The following is a 25,788-nucleotide window of genomic DNA, read 5'->3' as shown; positions in this document are numbered from 1 at the left end:
CGTTATCTCCCCTCCATGATTGGTCCATTTTCAGTCGTCCCCATACTTACAACCTTATTGTCCTCCTCTTTTTCAGGTAGGACCAAATTCAGAATAAGTGCGGCGATCGCCCCTACTGCTGTTCCTGAAGAAACAAAGTACGTGACGAGGTTTGGCAGGTTACTTGAAATATCTGCTGGTAAAAGAACAGCAAATAACGCAATCATAATGGGAACACCAATGACAATCATATTTCGTTCCGTAAATGGTGAATTTTTTACTACCTTAAATCCGTTCATCATAATAACCACACATAGAATCGCAAACACGCCATTAATCACAACAGCTGGAATACTTGCTATCACGTTCATTAATTTTGGCATCATTCCTAAGGCTACTAGAATCACACCACCTGCTAAAATCGGTTTACGGCTCTTCACACCTGTAATCGCAATGATTCCCGCATTGGAGGAGTATCCTGTAACAGGGGTACCGCCAAAGAATGAGCCAACAAAACAGCCTAAGCCCTCTCCAAATGCTCCACCATTCAAACGTTTCTCATCTAGCTTTTCATCCGTTACTTCTCCAACAGTAAACCATGTCCCAGTCGTTTCAATCACTACGATTAAATAGATTGCTAGCATAATGAGAATGGCGTCTAGCTCAAAGGTTGGCATACCAAACGCGAAAATACTTGGTAAAGCAAACCATGATACCTCTGCAACCGATGAAAAATCAACTAATCCAAAGAATGATGCCACAATCGTTCCAATTCCTAGTGCTAAAATAACAGAAGCGAGTTTCACAAATCTAAATCGGTTTTTGACCTTTTCTCCTATATACATACAAGAAATAAGAATTCCAGCCGTAATAAAAGCCACTAACATATTTGCATTAAAGCTTCCCGGTGCAGTGTATATCGAATTGATTGCGCTAGGCATAAGGGAAATCCCCACCACAACAATCACCGTACCCGCAACAATTGGCGGAATAAATTTTTTCACGACTCTACTAAACAAGTTCAGTGGACGTCCTAATAAAGCAATCAACAACGCGCCTGGAATTAAGCTTCCAATCATCGCTCCAACACCTGAAGTCGTCCCAATAGCAGCCAGTGCACTAAGTGGTACAAAGGAAGGCCCCTGCATAACTGGTAGTTTCATAGCAAAGCCTGCTTGAATAAGGGTCGCAATACCACAGGCGATAAAGGTCATTTGAATAAGTAAAGCACTATCAGCTACAGAAAACGTTAATAATCCAGCCAGTATAATGGGAGGAATAAAAAGATCCATCGCCAACACATGCTGCAAACCAACAAAAAAGGACTTCCCAACAGAAATATTCTCATCCTTACTACTCTGTTCTTCCCTATTCTCAGCTTCCAATTTTCTCGCTGTACTCTCCATTCTTCCAACTCCTCCTTAATTAAACCCGCGGGACAGGGGGACAGGTACACTGTCCCACCTTGGTTAGCCCTATGGCGTAGGGTGCCGGCGATTGCCTAGTTGCACCTATACTATCTACCGATTGCCCTGAACGTATAAAAAAGCCCGAAACACACGCTTCACTATGTGAAAGCATGTACTTCGAGCTTTATAAGACCGAAATCAAGACGACCCCTACAAACATAGATGTCATCCGTACTCGCTTTCCATAGTCAGACCATTTACGGTAGTCCGGTAGAAACTTGCAGGCCATATCCCCGCGATTATATGAAAAACATGATTTTGTTTGTGTTTAGTATAACATTCATTTTTCACATTACAAGTATGTTTTTAGTGAAAACATACCTTGAAATCGCGAGTGATCCTGACAAAACCCTTGATTTAACTGACTTCAACCTACTTGTAAGTCCTTATATTTTTTCGATTGGACTTCTATTTTTCAATCCCTTATAATGGCTATTATACCCAAAAACACGAACGATGAGGTGATAACATGAATGATTATTCGCGAATATTTCTTGGGACTGCTTTCACGAGCCAATCTAAAACGGAAATACAAATTCTAAAAGACTATCTGTTCTGTATAGATGAAAATGGGATGATTCAGAACGTGGTGGCACCTGAAGAGAAACTGTATACAACTCTAATCTACGAGTACAAAGGCAAGGATAACTTTTATCGCCTACCAGAGGGACAATACATCCTCCCTGGGTTTGTCGATTTGCATATCCACGCTCCACAATGGGCCCAGTCTGGAACAGCATTAGACCTTCCTTTGTATGAATGGTTACATACCTACACCTTTCCACTCGAGTCAAAATTTCATGATTTGGCTTTTGCTAGGGAGGTTTATAATGATCTTGTCACGACATTATTAGCAAACGGGACGACAACTGCCCTGTATTTTGCCACCGTCCATAAGGAGGCGAGTTTCTTATTAGCGGAAATTTGTGCCCAAAAAGGACAGCGCGGTTTAGTCGGAAAAGTGGTCGCAGATGATCCGGAACAAAATCCTGATTACTACCGGGATTTAGACGCAAAAACCGCATTAGTTGAAACAGAAGAATTTATTTTAGACGTGAAAAAGCTAGCCAAATCAACCAAACAAGGTGTCTACCCAGTTGTGACACCGAGATTCATTCCAAGCTGCTCCGACGAGGCGTTACAGGGATTAGGGGAATTAGCAGCAAAACATAATACACACGTCCAATCCCATTGCAGCGAAAGCGATTGGGAGCATGGCTATGTCAAGGAAAGATTCCACAAAAATGACGCTTTTGCCTTACAAGACTTTGGACTTTTACGCGAAAAATCCGTCATGGCTCATTGTAATTATTTAGAAGACAAGGATGTAGACTTATTTGCTCAAACTGGAACAGCAATTGGACATTGCCCATTATCCAACGCCTATTTTGCCAATGGTGTAATTCCAATCTCTCGCTTTCATTCCAAAGGCGTTGATATTGGCTTAGGTACAGACATTTCAGCAGGTGCCACACCAAGCCTTTACGACAATGCCAAGCAGGCTGTGGTCTCATCCAGGATGTTAGAGGACGGAGTAGACACGTCTCTCCCTCCAGAAAAACGCGGGGTGGCAGGTTCACGCATTACCATCAATGAAGCCTTTTATTTAGCAACAGCAGGTGGCGGCGAAAGTCTGAGCTTACCCGTCGGTCGTTTAGAAAAAAATTATGCTTGGGACGTACAAATTGTAGATACGCAAGCGAAGGGAAATAGATTACCGATTTTTGATGAAAAGGAAGAACTTTATGATGTTTTTCAAAAGATGATGTATCATGTGAAGCCGGTCAATATCCGTGAAGTTTGGGTTCAAGGGGAAAAAGTACATTCAAATTAATTAATAGCCTGGTGTAAGGGGTAGTCCATATCCTTTATTCGTTTTGCTTACGACCATGAACTGTTTATGTTACGATTCATTGTAAAGATGCACGCGAATGGATTTAGCATAAGGAGGAAATTAGGATGCCAACTGTTTACGATTTTACAGTTCAAAAGGCGAATGGCGAGAAACAATCACTGAGAGATTATGAAGGGAAGCCTTTACTCATCGTGAATACAGCTAGCAAATGCGGATTGACAGATCAATTCAGGGGTCTCCAAGAGCTTTATGATCAGTACCATGACAGAGGATTAGAAATCTTAGGCTTTCCATGTGGCCAGTTTAACAATCAAGAATTTGACCAAATTGAACAAACCATAGAATTATGTCAGGTCAATTACGGAGTAACCTTCCCTATGTTTGCCAAAACTGATGTCAATGGCGAGCATGCAGATCCCCTATTTACGTTCCTAAAAGATCAGCAAAAAGGGACCCTATCGAAAAATATAAAATGGAACTTCACGAAATTTCTTGTGGATAAACAAGGTGCAGTCATTAAACGCTATGCCCCTACCACTGAGCCTCATAAAATCGAGAAGGATATTGCTGAATTAGTGTAAAAACGAAGGGGTGCTGTTCTGAACAGCACCCCTTTTTTATTCAACATTGCATCCGAAACTTATTAACGTTAATCCTTTCCTCCACGAGTTCCAGATTTGCCTTTTCCTCGTTTTTGCTCGTCATCAGGCTGTTTCTTGTCTGGGTTTCTTTTTTTCTTCGGTGCATAAGAGTCCTTAACCATCGTTTACCCTCCGTTACAATTGATGTTATAAGCATTGCCAGTCATTAGCGTGTCCGGAATAGGTGGAATTATTCAGAGGGGATGTTCTGTTATAGATTGTTAGATTTAGGGGAGATTGCTTAATGGCGTAAGCATGCTCAAAGACGTTTTTTTGCCTTCTAAAGGATGCTTTGTCCTTGATGGAGTCTCTCATGGACACAGTCTACTTCTTTAGGGCTGTTTTTGTCCTTGAATTACTCTCTCATGGACATTGCATGCCCTCTGTATGACTTTTGGTCTTGATCCAACGTCTCACGGACATCGCCATACTCCCCCGAATGAACTTTGTCCTTCACATTAGTCAGTAAGCCCCTCATACCTTCCTCGCCATCTGCTGCACCGGATCCCAAACGCCATTATAGGGTGGTGCATAAGCAAGATCTAAATCCAGCAACTGGTGAACCGTCATTTGATTGTATAAAGCGGTGGCTAACACATCAATACGTTTGTCCACACCCTTTTGACCAATGACCTGACCGCCAAGTAATTGGTTGGTTTCTTTATGAAAAAGGATTTTGATATGCAATGTTTCACGGCCCGGATAATAGCCTGCATGTGAATTGGCCTTGGTGGTCTGCACTTTATAGGGGAGGTTTAATTGTTTTGCTTCTTTTTCGGTTAATCCTGCACGCCCTAAGGTTAAATCAAAAAATTTTACAATAGACGTTCCAACAATCCCTTTAAAGGTTAAAGGATTGCCTGCCATATTAGCCCCAGCAATTCTCCCTTGTTTGTTCGAAGTCGTGCCAAGTGGAATATGGTCATCCAATTGTTTCACGATATGATATTGGGTAGCACAATCGCCAGCCGCATAAATATTTTTCACCGACGTATCCATATAAGCATTCACATGGATGGCACCTTGCTTGTTCCTATGGATACCTGTCTCTTTTAAAAAGCCTGTATTTGGCCGTATTCCAATCGCCAATAATACCATGTCCGTTTGATAGGACTGCTTATCAGTGATGACCGTGTCCACCCGCTTATTACCTGCAAAGCCTTCTACTGACTCCCCCAGAATGACCTCAATCCCTTGATGGCTAGCTTCTTCATGGATCAATTCTGCCATATCAGTATCAAATATGTTCGCAAGCTGCTCACCACGTTGAATAAGTCTTACTTCCTTGCCGAGAGTTTTAAAGCTTTCGGCCATTTCTAAGCCTACATATCCCCCACCAACAATAGTAGCTTGCTTCACATCCGTTAAATCCTTCATAATATTTTCCGTATCCGGCAGTGTTTTTAAGGTATGAATTCCGTCTAGTTGAACTCCTTCCCATTCCGGAACAATCGGGTCAGACCCCGTAGCAATGAGCAAACGATCATATGAAACCTGGAAAGGCTCTTTTGTTTCTGTATGAATTCCACTTACAAGCTGCTGCTCTACATCCACGTCAGTTACCTCTGTATTGACTTTGGCATTAATCTTATACTTCTCCCTAAATGTCTCCACACTCCGGGCAATCACATGATCAATGGAAGGAATGATACCATCAACAACATAAGGCAAGCCACATTGCCCATAGGAGTACACTTCACCACGTTCAAGCACCGTAATTTCAGCTGAAGAATCTGTACGAAAAATTTCCATCGCCGCACTCATCCCAGCAGCCACACCACCAATAATGACATAACGCAAACCCCATTCCTCCTTTCAAAAGTGGGACAGGGGGACAGGTCCATTGTCCCTCTGGGACGCGGGACCTGTCCCCCCGTCCCCTCCTCACACCTGCCTAAATTGCACATAGTATAATCGTGGTTTTCTATATTCCTAGATAAAGGAGATAGATGCATCATGGATTTAACTTTAGCTCATTGGTTATATTTAGCCGGAACATTCTTCATTATTCTAACCATGTTATTTAGGCAAAATGTGGTCGTACCAGCGTTAGTTATGAGTTTTTTCGTTGCATGGGCCTTTACAGGTTCTTTTTTAGACGGAATTCAAGCTATTTTTAATGCTAACTTAACAGCAGCGTCTGAGCTGTTTAATATCTTCTTGATCATTGCCATTATGACAGCTCTTCTGCGATCAATTCAATCAATAGGCGCAGATGAGCAAATGGTTCAGCCATTTCAAAAGGTCATGAAAAACGGAACTTTAGCCTATTGGGTACTAGTCGTCGTCACGTATGTTTTATCCTTATTCTTCTGGCCAGCACCAGCCGTTCCACTAATTGGCGCCCTTTTGATTCCAGTAGCGATTCGAGCTGGGCTTGCACCAATGGGGGCTGCGGTTGCGATTTCTCTTGCCGGTCACGGTATGGCACTATCATCCGACTTCGTACTGAAGGTTGCACCAGAATTAACCGCTTCGAGTAGTAGTGCTCTTGAGGCGAGTGCTATTGGAATTCAAACCTTAATTCTGTCTCTAATTGCTGGAGCAGTTTCCCTAACTATAGCTTATTTCATGTTTCGCAAAACCATGAAAAAACCAGCAAAACAAAACCTGACTGATTGGGAAAATAGCGGAGACGATGACTTAAACCTTCGAGCAGATGACACCGAGGTTAAAAAAGGCAAATACAGTCCCATTTTCGCATTTCTCGTTCCATTCATCTTTTTAATCATTGTCACATACGTCATTGTTGCAACCTTTTCAAATCTCGTACCTGCCATTGAAGATGGCGCTGGTTCTGCCCTTGTTGGCGGTACCGCGATTCTCATAATTATTATGATATCCCTTTTCCGTGATTACAAAAAAACACTTCAGGAAGTGAGCGACCATATCGTAAATGGCTTCGTGTTTGCCTTTAAAGTCATGGGTCTCGTAATTCCTGTTGCTGCTTTTTTCTTTATCGGAAGCGGCGAATTAGCCGGACAAATTTTTGGTACTGACCCGGAAACGACCCCTTCCTTCCTATTCGACTTAGTCCAGGAAGGGCAGGCCTATATTCCAAACAACGCCTTTTTCACCGCATTAGGCGTACTGATTTTAGGGATGGTTTCTGGTCTTGACGGCTCTGGCTTCTCCGCCCTACCTTTAATCGGGTCGCTTTCGGAAGCATTGGCTGCCTCAACAGGTATGGATCCAACCACGCTTGCTTCGATTGGCCAAATTGGCGCCATTTGGGTCGGCGGTGGCACACTTGTCGCATGGTCCCCCATTATCGCCATTGCGGGTTTCGCAAAAATATCCGTCATCGACCTCGTCCGAAAAAGCTTCATCCCTGTTGTCACAGGCCTGCTTATAACCATGGTATGCGCATTGCTGCTGTTCTAGTATGATATGTGGGACGGGGGGACAGGTCCCTGTCCCATCAATCTCCGCAATATCCCTTTATTCACCAACGTCTACAACAATATCTTCAACAGACGGCTTCTCTTCTATTAAGCCCACTTCACTTAACCAATCGATTGTCTCTTGCCATGAATCCTTATCCTGACTTCCAAATCCGTTCTCAGATTCCATCTTCGGTAAAAGGATTTCCATACTTTCCGCCTCGACTTCCTCTACCAATGGAAAATTCTCTTCCTCCTGATTGTCTAATAAAATCTTTAGTGCCTCATCTTGGTTTTCTGCCATAAATTCATATCCTTTGGTTGCGGCACGCCAAAATGCTTTGATTTCTTCCTCATTCTCTTCCCACGTTTGATCACTAGTTACCGCAATCAGTTCATGATATTCAGGAACACCATAATCAACAGGGTTGAAATAACGAGTGTTGTGTCCTTCATGCTTCAAGACGGGAACCTCATGGTTGACAAATGCCCCAATGACAGCATCCACTTGCTCAGTCACTAGAGATGAACCTAATTCAAAACCTACATCCACCAGGTCCACTTTTTCCGGGTCTCCCCCATCACTTGCTACCATTGTTTGAATTAAGGCCTCGTTTAAAGGAATCCCTGGATAGCCAACGTTTTTTCCTTCTAAATCCTTAGGGCTTTGTATATCACTATTTTCAAGTACAACGGCGTGATTTAATGGAGAACGGACGATAGAACCAACTGCTTTCACAGGCACATTTTCATTCGCTCTCGCCATCACAACATCAGGTTGATAATAGAAACCTAATGTTACTTTTCCAGCAGCTGCTAAGGTTAGGGGGTCTGTCGCATTAGCTGGATACTGGATATTCACCTTAATCCCCTCATCTTCAAAATACCCTTTTTCTTGTGCGACATAGAGAAAGCTATGTACAGCATTCGGATACCAATCCAACATGACATCGATTTCCGTTAGCTCATCACTCTCCCCTGCCTCTTCATTTTCAGAACAAGCTGTCATCACAAATATCAAAGCAATCGCCATCAAAAACAAATACATTTTTTTCATTTTTCATTCCTCCAATTTAATAGCCATTTTTCCATTCCTACAACAACTAAAAATAATAAAATTCCAATCAGTGACAGCAAGACAATCGGGGCAAAAACGCCAGCGCCGTCAAATTGTGTCATCATTCTTCTGCTAAAATAACCAAGACCCGCTTGTGCCCCTAACCATTCCCCAATAGCTGCTCCAATCACACTCAACGTGACGGCTACCTTTAACCCTGAGAAAAAATAAGGAAGAGCAGATGGGATGCTCACTTTTAAAAAGATATCTTTTTTGCTGGCCCCCATCGTCAGTAATAACTCTTTATACTCCTTCTTAGCGGATAGAAACCCGTCAAACGTATTCACCGCAATAGGAAAGAACGTAATCAAAACAGTCACCACAACCTTGCTCCAAATGGAATAACCAAACCAAAGGACAAAAATGGGAGCAAGTGCAATGATTGGGATTGTCTGTGAGGAGATGATAATCGGGTAAAGCGCCCGCTCCACAGACTTACTTAGATTCATCAAAACGGCTAAGCCTACTCCCAATAGGATTGAGATGGTTAAACCGACCATGATAATGAGAAGGGTAGCGGGTAGATGTGTCGACCCCAATTCCGCCTTTAGCTCCCAAAGTCGAATCAAAATCTCCACCGGGGAGGGTAAGACAAAAGGTAGACGAATAATTCTAGCGGTTATTTCCCAGCCTATTAACATGATGAAAACGAGTATGATAGATGATAGATTTGCTATTCGTTTTTTCATCTAGACCCACCTCTTAACTGACCAATAAGTTGATCTTTCAGCGCTAACATCTTCGGTTTGTTTAAATCCAGCAGTTGCCTTGGCCGGTTAAGAGGAACCGTTATTTCTTGTATAGGCTTTTTTGGATAACCCGTTAATACGTAGATTCGATCAGATAAAAATAGGGCTTCATTCACATCATGAGTAATAAATAATATTGATTTCTCTAGCATTCTCCACTGTTTGAGTAGCCACTCTTGCATGGATATCCTCGTGATGGCGTCCAGTGCACTAAATGGTTCATCTAGCAGTAACACATGAGACCCCGTTAAAGCTGCGCGAAGAAACGATACTCGCTGTTTCATGCCTCCTGATAAATCTTTCGGGAAGTAATCCTCATAGCCACCAAGCCCAATTTCCGCTAATAGGGGGCGAACCTTGTGATACGCTTGCACCTTTTTCATCCCCTGTATCTCTAAAGGTAACGCTGCATTTTCGATGATGGTGCGCCATGGCATCAGTAAATCTTCCTGTGGCATATAGCCTACTTCACCTAACCGATTGCCAGTCTCCTTGCCATCAATCAAAATCGTTCCAGCGTCAGAGTGTTCAAGACCCGTGATTAACCGAAAAATGGTGCTTTTTCCTGAGCCACTTGGACCAATTATGCTTACAAATTCCCCCTTTCGCAGATAAAGATGTAGATTTTCAAAAATAAACAACGCTTCATTTACCTTCTCACTCTGTCCATAACGGAAATCGATATTTTTCAATGTTAAAGCCACATCATTCATTTGAAATGATTCCCCCCCTATGTAAAAAAAGCCACTTTTCTTTGATAGAAAAGTGGCTTTATACAAGTTAATCTTATATTTGTGATCCACCACTTCCCTACGCTGGTATTAACCAGATCAGGTTCAAAGGGTCCGGAATATCCGTCTCAGTCAACATGTGACTCCCCTAGTGTTACTGACAAATTTATGAAATTTTCATTTGATAATAGTATAACACAGAATGGGACGGAGGGACATGGGTCAGAGGGACAGGTCCATTGTCCCGACCATTAACCTTTCTTGCTAATTAAAATATTAAAACTTCCCGCCTTATTAATGTCGCAACGGGGAGTTTAGTTGCTCTAAAAGCGTACCTGATGGATATTTTCTCATTCAAAAAGAGGGTCACGAACCAATCTCTATCTCCCTCTCCGTATGCTCATGTATCCCCTCATCATTCTCCACATGAATCACAACCGTATAACTCCCAACCTCCTTAAAAGAGTATGAGCCCGTGTACTCACCAGCAGCTGTTTCTTCCGTATCAACCCAATCCGTATCCACGATTTCATAACGCACATTCGCACCTTTTAATCCCTCTCCATCATTTTCTACATGCGCAATCAATTCGACAGATTCATCTGCATTGATGGTGTCAGGTGCATCAAAATGAATAGCGACACCTTCATCCTGCTCAGAGTGGTCGTGGCCTTCCGCTTCGTGATCCTCTTCGTTTTGCGCACCTTCACCGACTGATATGGATTTCTTCGGCATCGTATGTAAATCCCTAGCTGTTGTATGTGCATACATTTCATAAACGCCATCTTCTTCAAACGTTACTTTAGAAGCATATATCCCCTCACCAACGTGATTCGCCTCCACCATGGTGCTGTCATCTTCATGTCCTTGCTTCCAGTATTCAATTTTGACATCATTTGCATCTGTTACCTGTTCATCCCCATAGGTTACCGTTGCTTTTAATTCAATGGTTTCACCCACATCAGCCTTATCGGGAACCTGAAAATCAACATCTAGAGTTTGTATTTCTTCTGGTTTCTCTTGTCCTTCTGTTTTTTGTTCGGTCTCATTTCCGTCTTCATTTCCACATGATGTGATCATCAGCAGCATTAATAACATAAAACCTATTTTCTTCATTACGTAGTCCTCCGTTGTTTTTTTGAATGTACTCATACTCTCAAGAGGAATATACCATAAATATCATAACTTTCNAAGCCTCATCACTTTAGACTCAATCATATCTGCCGCCTCAGCGCGTCCCCCAGCATTCTGAAAATCCACGGACATTTTATTAGCATTTTCCTGAAACTTCGGATTGGCAAGCACCTCACCAACCGCCTCATCCAGCAGCTTCGGCTTACTCCCCTTTAATTTCGTCCCAACCCCAAGCTCAGCCACTCGCTCAGCAACAACTCTCTGTTCACTATGTAACGGAAACAAAACCATCGGGACACCGTAATACAGACTTTCATTCACACTATTCATCCCGCAATGCGTGATAAAAACATCTGCCTTCTGTAACATAGCCAGTTGATCCACTCGATTTTTCACCGTGAAATTATCAGGAATCATCCCAAGAGAGCTGATATCCGTTTTTTCTCCAACTGACATCACAACCTCAACATCACGGTCAGCAAAGGTCTTGATACAATTTTGGTAAAAGTTCTTGTTTTTATTCAAAACAGTCCCGAGGGCAATATAGACGACCTTTCTCCCCCGCTTCTCTTCCGCTGCCTCAGGAGAATTTACGATGGAAGGTCCCACAAAAGCATATCGATCGGAAAAGGTCTCAGCCATGGGTTGAAATTTCTTCGTCGTGTAAACAATGGTATCTGTCTCATTATCATTTTGAATAATGGAAATAAAATTATCCACCTCATACCCATGGGACCTCAGCAACTCCATTTTTTGATGAATCCGCCGCATCCCAAAGATCATCCGTACCATTTCTTTGATCCCTGGCTTCATCAATTTCGCAGTATGCTGGTTAAAGGCAAAGGTAGTAGTCGAACAGATATACTGAATTCCAAGCTTCTTGGCAAATAACTTTCCCCAAAAGCAGACTGAATCAGAAACAATGCAATCCGGCTGAATTTCTCTTAATTCTGCACACACTTTTTCATCCAGAGCAATGGTCGTATCAGCCACCATTTCAATTAAAGCGGCAAAATCCTTCCCTACCTTACGATTCAATTCCGCCTCGGCTATTTCAGGTAAAAATTCATCACAGGAAATAAAAGTTGCTCCAGCAGCCTCTATTTTTTGTTGAAATTCATGAAAGGAGTAGTACCAGACTTCATGTCCCCTTTCGACTAGCTCCGAAACCACCGGTAATGTGGGATTTGTATGTCCATGTGCTGGGATTGAAAAAAATACAATTCGACTCATCTTTATTCCTCATCTCCTAACTCGGCATTTCGGATCATATCGGCAAATTCTAGGAAGCTATCACTTTTGAGAATGGCAATGCCTTTTGTCGCATCCTCCCCTAAAACGACCAGCTTATCACCAGCTTGAATTTGATACATATCCCGTGCTTGTTTCGGAATGACCACCTGTCCCCGCTCGCCGACCTTTACCACACCAAAGAACTGCTTCCCCTTTGGTCCCAGCCGCTCGACCTCTTCCTCACTCATACTCCCGGATAGCTGATCCAAGGTGATCTCAAAAATGTCCGATAAAAGCCTACATTTATGTATATCAGGCAGCGCCTCATTATTTTCCCACTTGGCTACCGTCTGGCGTGACACGTGAACCCTTTCAGCAAGTGCTTCCTGACTCATTTTATGCTTCTTACGTAAAACACGAATATTCATACCAATCATATTCTCAGCTCCTTATAGGGTTTACTATATAGGAGAGTTCAGGGGAAGTCTATCAAGTGAATGATACAATTTTTGTTAATAACTGTGGCAGTGTGAATTTCATAGTATATGATATGGTAAAATAAGGTTAACAACATGACGTACGATTCACAGAAAATCTCAAAAAGGAGGCAAACCCATGGAATACACCAAACTAGGCAACACTGGCCTAGACGTTTCACGAATCTGCCTTGGCTGCATGAGCTACGGCGAACCGGATCGAGGTAAACACCCTTGGTCACTCAACGAAGAAGACAGTCGCCCTTTCATCAAGAAAGCCCTCGACCTCGGCATCAATTTTTTTGACACAGCCAATGTGTACTCAAATGGCTCCAGTGAGGAAATTGTTGGCCGTGCACTAAAGGATTACGCGAACCGGGATGAAATCGTCCTCGCAACAAAGGTGAACGGCCGGATGCACAAAGGGCCAAACGGAGCTGGACTTTCGCGCAAAGCCATTATGGCGGAAATTGACCATAGCCTAAAGCGCCTGGGCACGGATTATGTGGACCTCTACCAAATTCACCGCTGGGACTACAACACGCCAATCGAGGAAACCATGGAGGCATTGCATGATGTGGTCAAGGCTGGAAAAGCACGCTACATAGGAGCATCATCCATGTATGCCTGGCAATTTTTGAAGGCCAATCATGTTGCTGAGCAAAACGGCTGGACCAAGTTCGTTACCATGCAAAATTATCTGAATCTATTATATCGCGAGGAAGAACGAGAAATGCTCCCCCTTTGTAAAGAGGAAAAAATCGGCGTCATGCCTTGGAGCCCCATGGCACGCGGCCGTTTGACGCGAGATTGGGAGGAATCGAGTAAGCGAAAGGAAACAGATGAGTTTGGTAAAATGCTCTATTCTCATACTGAAGAATCTGATCAACAAGTGGTGGAACGCGTCAAAGAGGTCGCGAAAAAACGCGGAGTACCACGTGCCCAGGTTGCTCTTGCCTGGGTGCTGCAAAAAGAACCCGTATCATCCCCGATTGTAGGGGCGACTAAGCTACACCATTTAGAGGATGCGGCGGCCGCTCTTGAAGTGAAACTGACAGATGAAGAAGTCCAGCACTTGGAAGAGCCATATGTTCCGCATCCAGTGCTTGGGTTTTCATAAATTTTATATAATGAAATGAAAAACTCCTGATAAATTGGTATAAAGGGTTTACTTGTGAAGTGCAAAATGCTTAATCAAACGTAAAAAGGGCTTAGAGAAATTTATCTCTAAGCCCTAAGTTTTTATAATTCTTTCTTCATCCAATAATTCCAACTCAAAATTCTCTACAATAACTCTATTAATGTATTCAAAAAAAGAAACTTAAATAGCTTTATTAGTTTATTTCCAACTTTTTCCGATGAAATATTCGCTTCATGGATTGAACCTATTATTTTTTATTAGAATTTATCGAATAAGCCAACCCTTGTTTTGGAATACTTTCATCTTTTATAAGTAAATTTTGGAATTTCCCTTAAACACCTCCTTCCTTCCTATGTGATATCCTGCTTCAATATAAAAATTAGCGTTCCTGCTTGTTCCAGAAACGCTCTCCGATTGTTTAAGTGTAGTCCTTCACATTCCTTTTTGCAAAAGGGGGAACGCTATTTCAAATAAACTTGTAATGCAACTTTATCCCCATAAGACCAAACAGTGTTTTCTATTTTAAGGTTATTACTAAATTTTTCAATCCAAACTTGTTTTGAATTTAATAATGCCGTTAGTTGAGCTGAATTAAGGTTCGTTTCTTCAATTTGTTCATTTTTCTGATAAACAAACACCACTTTTACTGAATCTTCTTCATTAGTCACAACACTCATTAGTTTCACCCCCATTTATTTTATTAGGATTAAATACGATTAACATTCGAAACATGTTTCAATCTTTCACTAACACTAAATTTCTCACTCGTGTTAATTACGATGTGAATTTCATTCAATAGACTCTATGAAATCTTTTAAACCTGGATATAATCATATAAATACACACGAGATTTCCTTGAGAAAACTCGTGTGTTTTATGATGTGGTTTGTAATGATTTCACGCCTGAAGTGAACCAGTTATAAATTGGTATCAGGAAGTTTTTTCATCAAGCTATTTCACTCAGGAATCAAGTTTGACCCTGAATTAATCCCGTCAGTTTAAAGAAGAATTCGATCAAAAAGCACTTTCACCAAGTCCGGTTGATTTGGCCTTATTTTGATCCCGTCACCTTCATGAATATTCCGATCCGTTACTTTTATAAACATTTCACCCACATACTTATTCACGTCCACTGGTTCTATAATTTAGTCTGCTTACCCTTTATTCAGTCAACCCGCTTCATTCACGTCAAAAACTCTATTAATCACGTCAACTCACATCTAATTCTGCCCAAAACTCATCTATTCCCGTCATCCACCTAACACGTTTAGTTTCTGCAATTTAAAAAGCACCATTCCTTATATTTGGAATGGTGCCCCTCCCAAAAAACGGGACAATGTACCTGTCCCCCCAACCCACTTTTATGCTACTCGTTCTTGTAAAATTCGTTCCATTTTCTCCTTTACCTCATCCGTCAAAACCACACAGCTATAAGTACCCAATCTCGACTTGATCCTCAATTCATACCGATCATTAACTTCTTTCGAATGGCCGTAAAATCTGTGGTTTACATCAATACGGACAAATGAGTAGGATTTGATTTTTTCCCAAGGGATAAACCGGCTTCCGCTAAGCACACCGTCTTCAACAAATCCAAACATATTAAACAGGTCTCGAACGTGAACCAATGGTACAAAAATCATAAGATAAAAAGACCAAACAAAGTCTTGTAATAGCCCTGCGATGAACATTGACGTCACAAATAATAGTGTTACAGAGTAAAAAATAATTCCCAATTTTTGTTTGGAGTAATGGGGTAAATCCAATGCTTTTTGCGGGCCTTTTCTAATCGCAGCCATTTCCTCATCGGTTGACGGAAATACCATCTTGTTCTTCATCTTTACCATCACCTGAATAAAATGAAAAGTATAATAGCTTAAAACAACGAGTACGAGTATATTCATAACTATTTTCATGAGAAAACCACCTTCACTTTTTCCACTTTTTCTCTGTATCCTTTGGAATCAAGAGAGCAAAGACTACATTAGCAATCACTCCACCTAAAAGCACGAACAATAAATTCATCCACTCAAATTCATCCCGCCAAAAGCTGATGATTAAAAAAGAGATGGTAAAACCTAGCAAGGTACCGACAAGCATATTCCAACGCATTTTTCACCCTCCCAAAAAGGCTTTCCTAATAAATCATACGAGTGACCCTCTCAATATGTTTCAATTAAACAGGTGATGCAGTAACCGATCCCGATCATCAAAAAATTGTTTCATAATCTGATAATGATGAGTTTCCTCAAGGCGTACCTCTTGCATCCCGTCCTCTGTAAGCTCAATGATTTTCGCTTCAGGATATGCCATCAATATCGGCGAATGAGTCGAGATTAGAAACTGAGAGCCTTGATGAACTAGTTCATGAATTCTAGCTAACATAGACAATTGCCGTAGCGGAGACAAAGCGGCTTCCGGCTCATCTAAGATGTAGATTCCTTTTCCTTGAAAACGTTCATTAAAAGCGGCGAAAAAAGATTCCCCATGAGATTGTTCATGAAGAGATTTTCCCCCAAATGAATCAATGATCTTCCCTCCTCCCTCTGGTTCTTTATCCAATTCCTCAATGTTCGTTGCTACATTATAATAGGTTTCTGAACGAAAGAAAAAGCTATCCCGCGCTCTATGTACTCCCTTTACCACTTTCAAATATTGGTCCAAATTGGAATGAGAATCATAGCTTGAAAAATTAAAATTAAACGTGCCCCCTTCAGGATTAAAGCCCATGGCAATGGCAATTCCTTCAAGCAAAGTAGATTTTCCCATACCATTTTCACCAATTATATAAGTCACATTAGGATGCAGTTTTAGATTCTTAAACTTTCTAATAACCGGGAGCGAAAGTGGAAACCTGTCAAAGGATAAAATTTGCTCCCTCTTTAATTCAACCTCGCGAATATATTGACTAACATGATTTAATCTCATCAAGGGTCCTCCTGAATACTTCGGTAAGTATAGAATAACATATTGTAAATCGTTTGAAACAAACCGTGTAGGCTGTTCGTATCTAGTATAGCGCATGCACTCGTAGTATAATCGATGCGGATAAACAAACTCTTTAAATCTATTAAGTATGAGGAGGCTTACATATTGAATGAGCAACTACAATCACCAGAACATAAATTATCGAGTAAATCAGTCAAAGTATGGTTACTCCGCGAAGCTATAGAGAATCTGATTGGATTCATTGTCTTCATCGTTCTCTTTATATTTGATTACAAGTTCACATGGGTCGATTGGGTCGGATGGGTTCTCATCGGTTTAGCTGTATTGGGTATTCTAGGCGCCATTTGGGGATTCATTAGACCTTATTTCTTATACAAACACTGGCGTTACGATATCAGTGAGGAATTTTTGCAATTAAAGCACGGAGCTCTTAAGGAAGAGCATCAGCTAGTACCGATGACAAAAATCCAGTCCGTCTCAACAAAGCAAGGGCCATTACTGCGAAAATACGACCTTTATTCATTATCCGTGCAAACCATGGGCTCCTCACACACGATTCCAGCTCTTGATCAAGAGGTCGCCACCAAACTAAGAAACACCATTGCGCAATACGCGAAAGTGGAGGAGATGGGCGAATGAGTAAAATGAAACGACATCATCCCTTTCAAATCCTCTATGATTTATGGGAACTTATTAAGAATGCATTTTTCTTTATTTTTCTATTATTTGTTCTCCAAGCTGGCTCTGAATCATGGTGGGTGAAATATGGAAGAATCGCCTTCCTAGTGGTCTTCACTATTAGTATGATTTATATTGTGCTCAAATGGCTGACACTTCAATATAGACTGACCGACACAGCCTTTGAGTTGACAGAGGGTGTGTTTAATAAGAAAAAGCAAACCGTTCCTTTTTCAAAAATCCAACATGTGAAGCGGGAAAACAAGCTAATCCATCGCATATTGGGTGTTACATCTATCACATTTGAAACTACCTCTCAGGGGGATAATAGTTCTGTAAAATTTGAGGTTATCACGCACAAAGAGGCTGAACGTTTGCAAAAAGAAGTCTTTCAGCTGAAGAATAAAGAAGCGAATGAGGAAGCAAATATAAAGCTTGAGGAAGAGGAATTTCAGCCTAACTCTGTGGAACCAGAACGAACCATTCATTTCAATCCAACCAAAAAGGAAGTATTGAAGGCTTCATTTACGTCTCTCAGTTTTTTAGCTGTCATCCCAATTGGTGCATCCTTACTCTCTAAGCTTGAGGATTCCTTTCCATTTGAGCAACAGGCTGATGGTGTTATATCTTTTCTCTTGGGGGCTTGGTGGATGATCGCAATTGCAGTCCTTTCATTGGCCCTGCTTGTGATTGGCGCTGGCATCCTCTGGACTTATTTGCGTTACGGAAAATACGAGATTGCCTCTGATGAAGGCAAAATTTATATTACAAAAGGTGTTTTAGAAGAAACGGCTTTTTCCATTACGAAGAAAAACGTGCAGGCCATCCAAGTGAATCAGTCACTGATGAAGCGAATCCTTGGGCTCGCGGAAGTAAAGCTTGTTTGTGCAGGAGGTAAAGAAGGGGATCAATCCGATGTGAACAATCTTTATCCATTTCTCCCTATAGATAGAGCCTATCAATTAATTGCTGAATTATTGCCAACCTATGAAATTTCAAATACGATGTACCGCCTACCAAGAAAAGTCTTTTGGCTACGTATACTAACGCCAAGCTGGGTTTGGATCATCGCAACCATAGGACTCTACTTTTGGAAGCCGGACATATTTGGATTATCGGAGTATTGGTGGGTACTCTCGATCCTATTACTTGTTTTGATCACGGCTTCAAGAATACTGAACTATACCCAAACACGTTTTACGATCAATAACCAGTACCTTCAGTTTAAGAGTGGAGGGTTTAGCACATCTATGTTTATCAGCAAGCGCAGCAAGTTTATTGAGGTAGCAGCTTCACGTAATATCGTACAGCAAAAGCTTGGTTTAGCCACATTAGATACTGTAAATCGGGCCAATCCTGTTTTACATACTTCTATTGATGACGTGCCAATCGATTGGGCAAATAAATTTTTCACCTGGTATAAAGGAAGACAGCAAGACATGAAAACGCATGGGTAAATAAACTACCCATGCGTTAAGCATATAAACGATTATCTATTCGTCTTTCTCACAAAATAATCCGCTAAAAATGAAAGAGGTACACCTATAGTAAATAAAAGCATAGGCATGATTCCCAATATCTTTGGTTCATTATCAATGGCTACATCGATAAAAAGAAAAATCAAACCAATAGCATTGAACAGTATGCTTATGTTCTTTATCGTATCCCATTTGTTCTTAGGTTTCACTCTAGATGGTTCCATTATCTCTCTCCTAATTTACCATTTCGCATTCGGGTCATAATGTTTTTCAATATTTCTTTCTGTAACCTTAATCCCTGGAATAATATACTTCTTATCATCAATCTTCGTCCAGTTCCCTACTAACTCCTTTTTCTCAAGATACTTGGTCATAAAATCAACCGCTGTTGCCCCCATGGTCGGCGAATAGGTCACCGAAACGAGAATTTTCGGTCGTTCATGGTTTTTTATCATTTTGTAGACGTCCTTCATCCCTGCACAGGAGAGGATTCGAACCTCGTTTTCTTTTCCAAGGTCACGGATGGCTCGAACAATCCCCATCGTCATGTCGTCATCATGGGAATACACAAATTCAGCATCATGGTGTTCCTTCAGCAATCTTTTCGTCACTTTATAGGCCTTTTCCCGGTCAAAATCGCCAAACTCACTGGCAACAAGCTCGATTCCCGGGTACTTCTCAATCATATTAATGAATCCTTTACGGCGAATGTCGGAAATGGGAGCTTGTACTCCTTTAATTTCAATGATTCTCCCGTTTACCTCACCTTTTTCCTGCTTTAAGGTATCCACTAAAACTTCGGCCGATCCTCTTCCTGTTTCCTCATTGTCTCCACCAAGATAGACCGTATATTTGCTCGTATTCAAATCCCGGTCGAGGATCAACACATCAATCCCCTTGGAATAAGCCTCTTCCACTAACGGTGTAACGGAATCATCATGGGGGAGAATGACCACCGCATCCACGTCTGCATCTAGAAATTCCCTCATGTCTCTATGCTGCTCGGAGGCATTTTTAGACGTTAAAAACAATGTATCCATATGTTCATGCTTCAATGTTTCCTTTTTCGTCGTTTCCACCAACGCCCCCATCCAGCCATGATAGGCAGTTGGCAATGAAAGTCCTAACTTAAACTGCTTCGTTCGATCAAACTGACTCACATACAATCGTAAATCCTTCGCATGACGATTTAGCCTATCCGACATCTCCTGCATCTGTTCCATCGAAGCGAGGTTTTCCTCGGATGATGCCGCTACCGTTTCCACTTCAATTGTGTTCTCCTCAGAAATTTGAATCGTCTGGTTCATCAGCTCTGACACGTTTGTAGAGTGATTAGAAATCGTGTTTGAAAGCTCATATAATGTGTTAAATTCACTGGAAATATGCTGGATAGAATCAATAATATTCAACAGTTTTTTACTCGTATCATTCGCGACAGAGGTTCCCTTGTCCGTCTCTGCCGTCAACACCTTCGTATAATCAACAGCCTGCAGAGCATTTTCATTTACTTCATGAATAATGGAGGAAATTTGATTCGCACTTTGTTCCGACTCATCTGCTAATTTTTTCACTTCATCTGCAACAACCATAAAACCTTTCCCATGATCCCCAGCTCGTGCCGCCTCGATGCTGGCATTTAAAGCAAGTAAATTGGTTTGCTTGGAAATATTCGTAATCACTTCTATGATATTATCAATCTCTGACGTTTGGCTATTTAGTTTTTCGATGAACTTTGCAAGCTTATGTACAGACTCATTAATCATGGCCATTTGGTCAATATTTTGATCAATATATCCCTTTCCATCCTCAGCTTCCTCAGAGGCATTGGACGCCACATTTGATAGATTCAATACTTTTTCACTTACCTCTGAAATCGTTTCCTGCAGGTTAACCATAGCCCCTAAGCTTTCCTTCGCCTGTTCCGTTTGACTGATAGAGCCATTGGAAATTTGACGAATCGAATCGGTCACACGGTCAGAAATATCCCGTATTTCCTTGATGACGAGAGACAATTCATCAGATGATATTGTGACCTCATCTGATAGGCCATTCGTTTTTTGGATTAGTTGATGAATACTGGAAACCATCTGATCAAACGACTGTGAGAGCTCCCCCATTTCTCCACTTTCGTCAAAGCTCAGGTTCCCGCTAGCCACTTCATTGGTAGCTTTCTCCATTTGTATCATCGGTTTCAACATCGACTTTAAGGTCATATATAAAACTATGAAAAATAAAGCGCTACCAAAAAACAATATGCCTATTAAAATCGCAAGGCTCTCCACATAGAAGGCCGATAAAACCATTGGTACGAAAATAAAGAATGATAGAATAATTGCTATATAAAATTTGGACTGCAATCCCTTCAAATCCATTTACACTCCTTTACTGGTGACCCTTTCCATCATTCTACCATGGATTTTCAACAAAAAGTTACAATAATTGAATTTTTTTCACATGTTGTGCTTGTAAATTTGTGAAGCTGAGTACGGGGAAATGTGTAATCCAGTCTACACCATATATAATCCTTGCAGTTTCAAAATTATTCACGTTTGTACAACCAGTAATCCCGTCAAAAAAATAAACCAACAAGTCTGCTCAATTAGGCTCAAATGTGTTCCCGTTAACTTTTTGAATCATCCATTCAGTTGCTTGTGGAATCACGTCAGGTTGCAGTTTATTCATGTCAGCTCCTACTATATTCCTACCAGTTTATCCCTTGATTCAGTCAACATACCACAATCAAGTCGGTTTATCCATCATTCATGTCGCAATTTCACGAATTCAGTCCCATTTCCAGTTAATCACGTCAACCAGCACACAATCAGGTAAAAAGGCTTATTTTATAAAACTTTCAAAAAACACCTGTCCTTAGAACGAATGTTCTGTTAATATTACTGCATAGGTAGGAACAAAAACCAATCTTGGCTTCCCCACAGTAAATGTTGGTATCGGTTCCTACCTATTTAACTTATGAATTCCTTCTATTCTCCACCCAATACTGTACCCCATATAAAATAAAGGCCTTATAGAAAATATAAATAAAAAACTGTAAATAACTTAAGCGATGCAGACGAATAATTTTCATTTTCTTCAGCAAAGGCATGACTGGAATAGTAAAAAGACCGTCTGCAAGGGTGTTTAACAATAGAAATTTTTTAAAGTTCCCATATGTAAATCGTAAAATCCACATCGACATCGGCATATAGGGACCCAAATCGAATGGCAGTTCATTTTTCACAAATGATTTATCCTTATCAAAGAACTCCCACCAGCCCAGTTTCTTGCCGATCATATGATTAAGGATTTCCACAACAGTTGTGACAACCCCAGCCACAGTAAACCGTTTTAAATTTCGCTTTCCAAAGAAAATCATCGTTAACCAAGGAATAAGAATGATACTTAAATTAAAAATCAGATGCCTATTAGAAATCCCACTTCTTCTCCTCATCATAAAATTCACCATAACCTTCCATGTAGACTCACCCCTTAAAATCCCCAAAAACCTAAACGCTATTCGGGACGAAGGGACAGGTTCATTGACCCACTTTTCAACAAAATTTTCATAACAAACGGAAATCCAGAAAAAATATACAAAACAAAGGAGGTGGACCAAATGGGTGAGAAAAAAAATCCTAAAAACCATAAAGTTAAAGCTTACCAGGAAATAAACGAGGAAATTACAAAAGAGGAAGAACTAAAGAAAAAGCGACCAACCCCGCAACCACAGGATTTTGAGGATATTGAATACTAAATTAGAGCTTTTCAAACGATACTTAACCCATGAAAAAACGTGCCATCACAAGTGATGTGCACGTTTTTTCGTTCAAAGTGGGTCAAGGTACCTGTCCCCCCGTCCCCTCCGCCCCTCCTTTCACGACGATTGGTCTAGTACATTTGGTTTATTTTCCCAAGTTAATACTTCCTTAATTAATTCTCAATATAGATTTAACAATTAGTTGTTAGTTTGAAACTAGATTGTCACACCAGGTTATTCCAGCAAAATAATTCTAGGAGGTTTCATTTGATGAGTACTCATAATGAGAAGAGTATCAACCGCCGAGATTTTCTAAAAGTTGGGGGGATGAGCACGGCTGCAGTTACATTAGGAGCTACGGGTCTCCTTTCCTTTGGTACTGCACAACAGGTTTTAGCAAAGCCAAGAAACTCCAAACCAAGCTTTAGTGGATATGGTCCGTTAGTCAAGGATCCAAATGGAATTTTGAATCTTCCCAGGGGATTCAAGTATCAAATGATTTCAAATGAAGGGGACAAGCTTTCGAATGGTGCTAGAATTCCTGCTAATTTTGATGGAATGGCCTCTTTTCCTGGAAAACATCATTCAACGATTCTGGTAAGAAACCATGAGTTAGGGGAAAATTCTAATCTCCCTGTAGAAGGGAAAAACCCTTATCGGAAAGATGTATGTGGAGGAACAACAGCACTTATCGTCGGTCCCAATAACAAGGTCTTGGATGAATATGTCACCTCTTCAGGTACGATTCGAAATTGTGCTGGTGGTGGAACTCCATGGGGAACTTGGTTGACATGCGAAGAAACTCTCGAATTTGGTCATGGTTATGTATTTGAAGTCGACCCACATGACCCAGAAAACAAACTTTCCAAAACACCAATCAAAGAAATGGGGGCTTTTTCTCACGAGGCATGTGATGTGGACCCGTCTACAGGAATTGTGTATTTGACAGAAGATCAGTGGGGACAAAGCTTCTTTTATCGTTATATTCCAAATGATCCTCAGCCTAAACCAGGTGCTTTACAAAAAGGTGGTAGGCTACAGGCGGCAGCTATTGAAGAAAATCCCAATGCCGACATAGATGGCTTTAATCCTGGACAAACCTTTGGCCTTGTTTGGAAGGATGTGGATCCGGAAAAAGCAAATTTAGACGCAGATGCTAAGGGATGCCTTAAATTTTTCCGATTAGAAGGATCCTACTTTAAAGGTGGAGCGTTTTGGTTTAGTGACACGGGAGCCGGTGAAAAGGGACTTGGACAAATCTATCGCTATATTCCGGCCACCAATACGTTGGAGTTATTTTATGAAGGTTCAAGTGCATCTAACATGCAAAGTCCTGATAATATTTGTATCACACCTTGGGGCGATCTTTGGTTTGTTGAAGATGGAGATGGCCAGGACCGAATTATGGGAATTACGCCTGAGGGTGGAGCATATGAGTTCGGAAAGAATGTATTAAATGGGTCTGAGCTTGCTGGGCCATGTTTTTCTACTGATGGAAATACCTTTTTCGTCAATATTCAAAATCCTGGCATAACGTTTGCCATTACAGGTCCATTTGCACGACGAAATTCAGGACGTCAACGTCACATGGCACATGCGAATCCTCCTCAGCAACTTGCTCCTAAAATGTCAGACAAGCTAATGGCATTTGCGGAGCGTGAAGGAATGTCTCAGCTGGAAGCAGCGGCTTTCCATCGTCACGGAATGCCTATTATATAAGATTTCATAGGAGGTGAAAAAAATTGTTACAAAATATTGGAATACCTGGCTTGATTCTTGTACTCGTGATTGCATTGGTCATTTTTGGCCCTTCTAAATTACCAGAAATCGGTCGTGCATTTGGGAATACGCTTAAGGAATTTAAAAAATCAACCAATGACCTGATGTCAAGTGATGAAGAAACTCAAAATAATGAACTAAATAACATTCCTTCACTAGAAAAGAAACAAAGCAAGACGGGAAGTTAAATCATTTCAGGTGTAAGCCCCCCAAGCTTACACCTTCTATTTTAATTAAACCTTGCCAGTTGCACTTTCTGAGAGTATTGAAAAGGAGTGTCTCTCATGGATCATAGAGAAATGCATGTGATAGAACATATCGAGGAATTACGGAAGCGAATCATTTTCATCCTCATTGGATTCATTTTATCTTTTTTGATTTCTTTCCTATTCATAGATCAAGTCTACCAATTTTTAATCAGAGATCTAAACGGACAATTAGCGTTATTAGGACCAGGTGATATTATTTGGGTCTATATGATGATGGCTGGAGTTGTGGCCGTAGCAACTACCATTCCCATTGCAGCTTATCAATTATGGAGGTTTGTCCAGCCTGCGCTTACAAGAGAAGAACGAAAAGTCACCTTAGCGTTTATCCCTGGATTATTTTTTCTGTTCCTTGCCGGGATTGCTTTTGGGTATTATGTCTTGTTTCCATTGGTTCTTTCTTTCGTCCAGTCCCTTGCCGGGGAACAGTTCGAAACCTTTTATACGGTGGATAAATATATTCGGTTTATGATTAACATTAGCTTACCCTTTGGCTTTTTGTTTGAAATGCCAGCTGTTGTGATGTATCTAACTAGATTAGGACTCATCAATCCAGTTAAACTAGCAAAGCTACGAAAATATTCCTATTTTATTCTCGTAGTCATTTCTGTTCTAATCACACCACCAGATTTTATCTCTGATATCCTTGTAATCATTCCATTATTCCTATTATATGAAACAAGCATCCTATTAAGCAAAATAATCTACCGAGGGACGGAGGGACAGGTTCACTGACCCATTTTCCAACTATTGTTAATAAAAATAGAGGTGGAAAGAGGAAGAACTAAAAACAGCCAACCCCAAAGCCCTATTATAAAAAAACAAAAAACGTGCGTGGATGGTGGTTACCCCCAAAAGTTAGAGTTTTTATTATGCAGCTGATTGGCTGGATTGAGTTCGGTATTCAACTGGACTCAATCCAGCCAATTTTTCTTTTGATCGTTCATGGTTGTACCAGTAAATATATTCTTCTATC

General features: G+C 41.0%; 26 protein-coding genes and 2 riboswitches. Of the genes, 10 read left to right on the top strand and 16 right to left on the bottom strand.

Annotation, left to right across the window (positions count from 1 at the left end; translation table 11 throughout):
• Positions 1–2: 2 nt before the first annotated feature.
• The gene (locus GH754_RS17630; RefSeq protein WP_153729975.1) at positions 3–1,385 is read right to left on the bottom strand and encodes a nucleobase:cation symporter-2 family protein; all 1,383 of its coding nucleotides are present in this window, start codon (positions 1,383–1,385) and stop codon (positions 3–5) included.
• A 228-nt stretch (positions 1,386–1,613) separates the two neighbouring features.
• A riboswitch (purine riboswitch) is annotated at positions 1,614–1,715 on the bottom strand.
• A 202-nt stretch (positions 1,716–1,917) separates the two neighbouring features.
• On the opposite strand from GH754_RS17630, the gene guaD reads away from it, so the two are divergent.
• A complete protein-coding gene (guaD, locus tag GH754_RS17625) occupies positions 1,918–3,282 on the top strand; it encodes a guanine deaminase (protein WP_153729974.1) in 1,365 nt (454 codons plus the stop codon).
• Positions 3,283–3,407: 125 nt separating this feature from the next.
• Positions 3,408–3,884: a glutathione peroxidase gene (locus GH754_RS17620; protein ID WP_153729973.1), complete on the top strand. Its 477-nt coding sequence runs from the start codon at positions 3,408–3,410 to the stop codon at positions 3,882–3,884.
• A gap of 534 nt (positions 3,885–4,418) precedes the next feature.
• Here the strand turns inward: GH754_RS17620 and GH754_RS17615 are convergent.
• Complete coding sequence (locus GH754_RS17615) at positions 4,419–5,744, bottom strand: CoA-disulfide reductase (protein ID WP_153729972.1); 1,326 nt, start codon at positions 5,742–5,744, stop codon at positions 4,419–4,421.
• Between the two features lie 156 nt (positions 5,745–5,900).
• Between GH754_RS17615 and GH754_RS17610 the strand changes: the two genes are divergently transcribed.
• On the top strand, positions 5,901–7,328 hold the full coding sequence (locus tag GH754_RS17610) for a hypothetical protein (protein WP_153729971.1): 1,428 nt from the start codon (positions 5,901–5,903) through the stop codon (positions 7,326–7,328).
• Between the two features lie 57 nt (positions 7,329–7,385).
• Here the strand turns inward: GH754_RS17610 and GH754_RS17605 are convergent, their stop codons facing one another.
• From GH754_RS17605 to GH754_RS17580, 6 genes are all read right to left on the bottom strand, one after another.
• Positions 7,386–8,384, bottom strand: a complete 999-nt coding sequence (locus tag GH754_RS17605) for an ABC transporter substrate-binding protein (protein WP_153729970.1) — start codon at positions 8,382–8,384, stop codon at positions 7,386–7,388.
• On the bottom strand, positions 8,381–9,133 hold the full coding sequence (locus GH754_RS17600) for an ABC transporter permease (protein ID WP_153729969.1): 753 nt from the start codon (positions 9,131–9,133) through the stop codon (positions 8,381–8,383). The genes GH754_RS17605 and GH754_RS17600 overlap by 4 nt, the downstream gene beginning before the upstream one ends.
• Positions 9,130–9,906 (bottom strand): ABC transporter ATP-binding protein, encoded by a 777-nt coding sequence (locus tag GH754_RS17595; protein ID WP_153729968.1) that lies wholly within the window; start codon positions 9,904–9,906, stop codon positions 9,130–9,132. The genes GH754_RS17600 and GH754_RS17595 overlap by 4 nt, the downstream gene beginning before the upstream one ends.
• A 77-nt stretch (positions 9,907–9,983) precedes the next feature.
• A riboswitch (TPP riboswitch) is annotated at positions 9,984–10,084 on the bottom strand.
• Positions 10,085–10,290: 206 nt separating this feature from the next.
• The gene (locus GH754_RS17590) at positions 10,291–11,040 is read right to left on the bottom strand and encodes a FixH family protein (protein ID WP_153729967.1); all 750 of its coding nucleotides are present in this window, start codon (positions 11,038–11,040) and stop codon (positions 10,291–10,293) included.
• A gap of 63 nt (positions 11,041–11,103) precedes the next feature.
• Positions 11,104–12,291: a macrolide family glycosyltransferase gene (locus GH754_RS17585; RefSeq protein WP_153729966.1), complete on the bottom strand. Its 1,188-nt coding sequence runs from the start codon at positions 12,289–12,291 to the stop codon at positions 11,104–11,106.
• Between the two features lie 2 nt (positions 12,292–12,293).
• Positions 12,294–12,728, bottom strand: coding sequence for a helix-turn-helix domain-containing protein (locus GH754_RS17580; RefSeq protein ID WP_153729965.1), 435 nt, complete (start codon positions 12,726–12,728; stop codon positions 12,294–12,296).
• Between the two features lie 178 nt (positions 12,729–12,906).
• Between GH754_RS17580 and GH754_RS17575 the strand changes: the two genes are divergently transcribed.
• Positions 12,907–13,887 (top strand): aldo/keto reductase, encoded by a 981-nt coding sequence (locus GH754_RS17575; RefSeq protein ID WP_153729964.1) that lies wholly within the window; start codon positions 12,907–12,909, stop codon positions 13,885–13,887.
• Between the two features lie 482 nt (positions 13,888–14,369).
• Here GH754_RS17575 and GH754_RS17570 read toward each other — a convergent pair whose 3' ends face one another.
• The 4 genes from GH754_RS17570 to GH754_RS17555 form a co-directional block, all read right to left on the bottom strand.
• A complete protein-coding gene (locus GH754_RS17570) occupies positions 14,370–14,585 on the bottom strand; it encodes a hypothetical protein (protein ID WP_153729963.1) in 216 nt (71 codons plus the stop codon).
• A 684-nt stretch (positions 14,586–15,269) separates the two neighbouring features.
• On the bottom strand, positions 15,270–15,824 hold the full coding sequence (locus GH754_RS17565; protein WP_153729962.1) for a DUF5673 domain-containing protein: 555 nt from the start codon (positions 15,822–15,824) through the stop codon (positions 15,270–15,272).
• A 13-nt stretch (positions 15,825–15,837) separates the two neighbouring features.
• Complete coding sequence (locus GH754_RS17560; RefSeq protein ID WP_153729961.1) at positions 15,838–16,020, bottom strand: hypothetical protein; 183 nt, start codon at positions 16,018–16,020, stop codon at positions 15,838–15,840.
• 60 nt (positions 16,021–16,080) lie between these two features.
• On the bottom strand, positions 16,081–16,836 hold the full coding sequence (locus GH754_RS17555) for an AAA family ATPase (RefSeq protein ID WP_153729960.1): 756 nt from the start codon (positions 16,834–16,836) through the stop codon (positions 16,081–16,083).
• 165 nt (positions 16,837–17,001) lie between these two features.
• On the opposite strand from GH754_RS17555, the gene GH754_RS17550 reads away from it, so the two are divergent.
• Together GH754_RS17550 and GH754_RS17545 are read left to right on the top strand one after the other, a co-directional pair.
• Positions 17,002–17,496, top strand: coding sequence for a PH domain-containing protein (locus GH754_RS17550; protein ID WP_153729959.1), 495 nt, complete (start codon positions 17,002–17,004; stop codon positions 17,494–17,496).
• Entirely contained in the window at positions 17,493–18,992 is a 1,500-nt protein-coding gene (locus tag GH754_RS17545) for a PH domain-containing protein (protein WP_153729958.1), read from the top strand. The genes GH754_RS17550 and GH754_RS17545 overlap by 4 nt, the downstream gene beginning before the upstream one ends.
• Positions 18,993–19,024: 32 nt before the next feature.
• On the opposite strand, the gene GH754_RS17540 is transcribed toward GH754_RS17545, so the two are convergent.
• The 3 genes from GH754_RS17540 to GH754_RS17530 all read right to left on the bottom strand — a co-directional run bounded on the left by GH754_RS17540 (position 19,025) and on the right by GH754_RS17530 (position 22,461).
• Entirely contained in the window at positions 19,025–19,237 is a 213-nt protein-coding gene (locus GH754_RS17540) for a hypothetical protein (RefSeq protein ID WP_153729957.1), read from the bottom strand.
• Between the two features lie 15 nt (positions 19,238–19,252).
• Positions 19,253–21,379 (bottom strand): methyl-accepting chemotaxis protein, encoded by a 2,127-nt coding sequence (locus GH754_RS17535; RefSeq protein WP_194841399.1) that lies wholly within the window; start codon positions 21,377–21,379, stop codon positions 19,253–19,255.
• A 602-nt stretch (positions 21,380–21,981) separates the two neighbouring features.
• A complete protein-coding gene (locus tag GH754_RS17530; RefSeq protein WP_153729955.1) occupies positions 21,982–22,461 on the bottom strand; it encodes a hypothetical protein in 480 nt (159 codons plus the stop codon).
• Positions 22,462–22,626: 165 nt separating this feature from the next.
• On the opposite strand from GH754_RS17530, the gene GH754_RS17525 reads away from it, so the two are divergent.
• The 4 genes from GH754_RS17525 (at position 22,627) to tatC (ending at position 25,547) form a co-directional block, all read left to right on the top strand.
• On the top strand, positions 22,627–22,764 hold the full coding sequence (locus tag GH754_RS17525) for a hypothetical protein (RefSeq protein ID WP_153729954.1): 138 nt from the start codon (positions 22,627–22,629) through the stop codon (positions 22,762–22,764).
• A gap of 273 nt (positions 22,765–23,037) precedes the next feature.
• Complete coding sequence (locus GH754_RS17520; RefSeq protein WP_153729953.1) at positions 23,038–24,486, top strand: alkaline phosphatase PhoX; 1,449 nt, start codon at positions 23,038–23,040, stop codon at positions 24,484–24,486.
• Between the two features lie 23 nt (positions 24,487–24,509).
• Positions 24,510–24,734, top strand: a complete 225-nt coding sequence (locus GH754_RS17515; protein ID WP_153729952.1) for a twin-arginine translocase TatA/TatE family subunit — start codon at positions 24,510–24,512, stop codon at positions 24,732–24,734.
• Positions 24,735–24,830: 96 nt separating this feature from the next.
• On the top strand, positions 24,831–25,547 hold the full coding sequence (tatC, locus tag GH754_RS17510; protein WP_153729951.1) for a twin-arginine translocase subunit TatC: 717 nt from the start codon (positions 24,831–24,833) through the stop codon (positions 25,545–25,547).
• A gap of 135 nt (positions 25,548–25,682) precedes the next feature.
• On the opposite strand, the gene GH754_RS17505 is transcribed toward tatC, so the two are convergent.
• Positions 25,683–25,788: IS3 family transposase (locus tag GH754_RS17505; protein ID WP_153728279.1), on the bottom strand; the 106-nt coding region annotated here is incomplete at its 5' end.

The sequence above is a fragment of the Salinibacillus xinjiangensis genome (genome assembly GCF_009649735.1).
GTDB classification, from domain to species: domain Bacteria; phylum Bacillota; class Bacilli; order Bacillales; family Alkalibacillaceae; genus Salinibacillus; species Salinibacillus xinjiangensis.
Note: the sequence above shows the minus strand (reverse complement) of the source record. Positions and strands in the feature narration are given on the sequence as shown.

What these genes read in the sequence shown, in the direction of transcription:
- GH754_RS17620 (WP_153729973.1), top strand. Translation starts at nt 3,408, where the DNA reads ATGCCAACTGTTTACGATTTTACAGTTCAAAAGGCGAATGGCGAGAAA.
- GH754_RS17595 (WP_153729968.1), bottom strand. Translation starts at nt 9,906, where the DNA reads ATGAATGATGTGGCTTTAACATTGAAAAATATCGATTTCCGTTATGGA.
- GH754_RS17540 (WP_153729957.1), bottom strand. Translation starts at nt 19,237, where the DNA reads ATGGAACCATCTAGAGTGAAACCTAAGAACAAATGGGATACGATAAAG.
- guaD (WP_153729974.1), top strand. Translation starts at nt 1,918, where the DNA reads ATGAATGATTATTCGCGAATATTTCTTGGGACTGCTTTCACGAGCCAA.
- GH754_RS17565 (WP_153729962.1), bottom strand. Translation starts at nt 15,824, where the DNA reads ATGAAAATAGTTATGAATATACTCGTACTCGTTGTTTTAAGCTATTAT.
- tatC (WP_153729951.1), top strand. Translation starts at nt 24,831, where the DNA reads ATGGATCATAGAGAAATGCATGTGATAGAACATATCGAGGAATTACGG.
- GH754_RS17560 (WP_153729961.1), bottom strand. Translation starts at nt 16,020, where the DNA reads ATGCGTTGGAATATGCTTGTCGGTACCTTGCTAGGTTTTACCATCTCT.
- GH754_RS17555 (WP_153729960.1), bottom strand. Translation starts at nt 16,836, where the DNA reads ATGAGATTAAATCATGTTAGTCAATATATTCGCGAGGTTGAATTAAAG.
- GH754_RS17600 (WP_153729969.1), bottom strand. Translation starts at nt 9,133, where the DNA reads ATGAAAAAACGAATAGCAAATCTATCATCTATCATACTCGTTTTCATC.
- GH754_RS17575 (WP_153729964.1), top strand. Translation starts at nt 12,907, where the DNA reads ATGGAATACACCAAACTAGGCAACACTGGCCTAGACGTTTCACGAATC.
- GH754_RS17545 (WP_153729958.1), top strand. Translation starts at nt 17,493, where the DNA reads ATGAGTAAAATGAAACGACATCATCCCTTTCAAATCCTCTATGATTTA.
- GH754_RS17525 (WP_153729954.1), top strand. Translation starts at nt 22,627, where the DNA reads ATGGGTGAGAAAAAAAATCCTAAAAACCATAAAGTTAAAGCTTACCAG.
- GH754_RS17520 (WP_153729953.1), top strand. Translation starts at nt 23,038, where the DNA reads ATGAGTACTCATAATGAGAAGAGTATCAACCGCCGAGATTTTCTAAAA.
- GH754_RS17580 (WP_153729965.1), bottom strand. Translation starts at nt 12,728, where the DNA reads ATGATTGGTATGAATATTCGTGTTTTACGTAAGAAGCATAAAATGAGT.
- GH754_RS17570 (WP_153729963.1), bottom strand. Translation starts at nt 14,585, where the DNA reads ATGAGTGTTGTGACTAATGAAGAAGATTCAGTAAAAGTGGTGTTTGTT.
- GH754_RS17630 (WP_153729975.1), bottom strand. Translation starts at nt 1,385, where the DNA reads ATGGAGAGTACAGCGAGAAAATTGGAAGCTGAGAATAGGGAAGAACAG.
- GH754_RS17590 (WP_153729967.1), bottom strand. Translation starts at nt 11,040, where the DNA reads ATGAAGAAAATAGGTTTTATGTTATTAATGCTGCTGATGATCACATCA.
- GH754_RS17605 (WP_153729970.1), bottom strand. Translation starts at nt 8,384, where the DNA reads ATGAAAAAAATGTATTTGTTTTTGATGGCGATTGCTTTGATATTTGTG.
- GH754_RS17610 (WP_153729971.1), top strand. Translation starts at nt 5,901, where the DNA reads ATGGATTTAACTTTAGCTCATTGGTTATATTTAGCCGGAACATTCTTC.
- GH754_RS17530 (WP_153729955.1), bottom strand. Translation starts at nt 22,461, where the DNA reads ATGAGGAGAAGAAGTGGGATTTCTAATAGGCATCTGATTTTTAATTTA.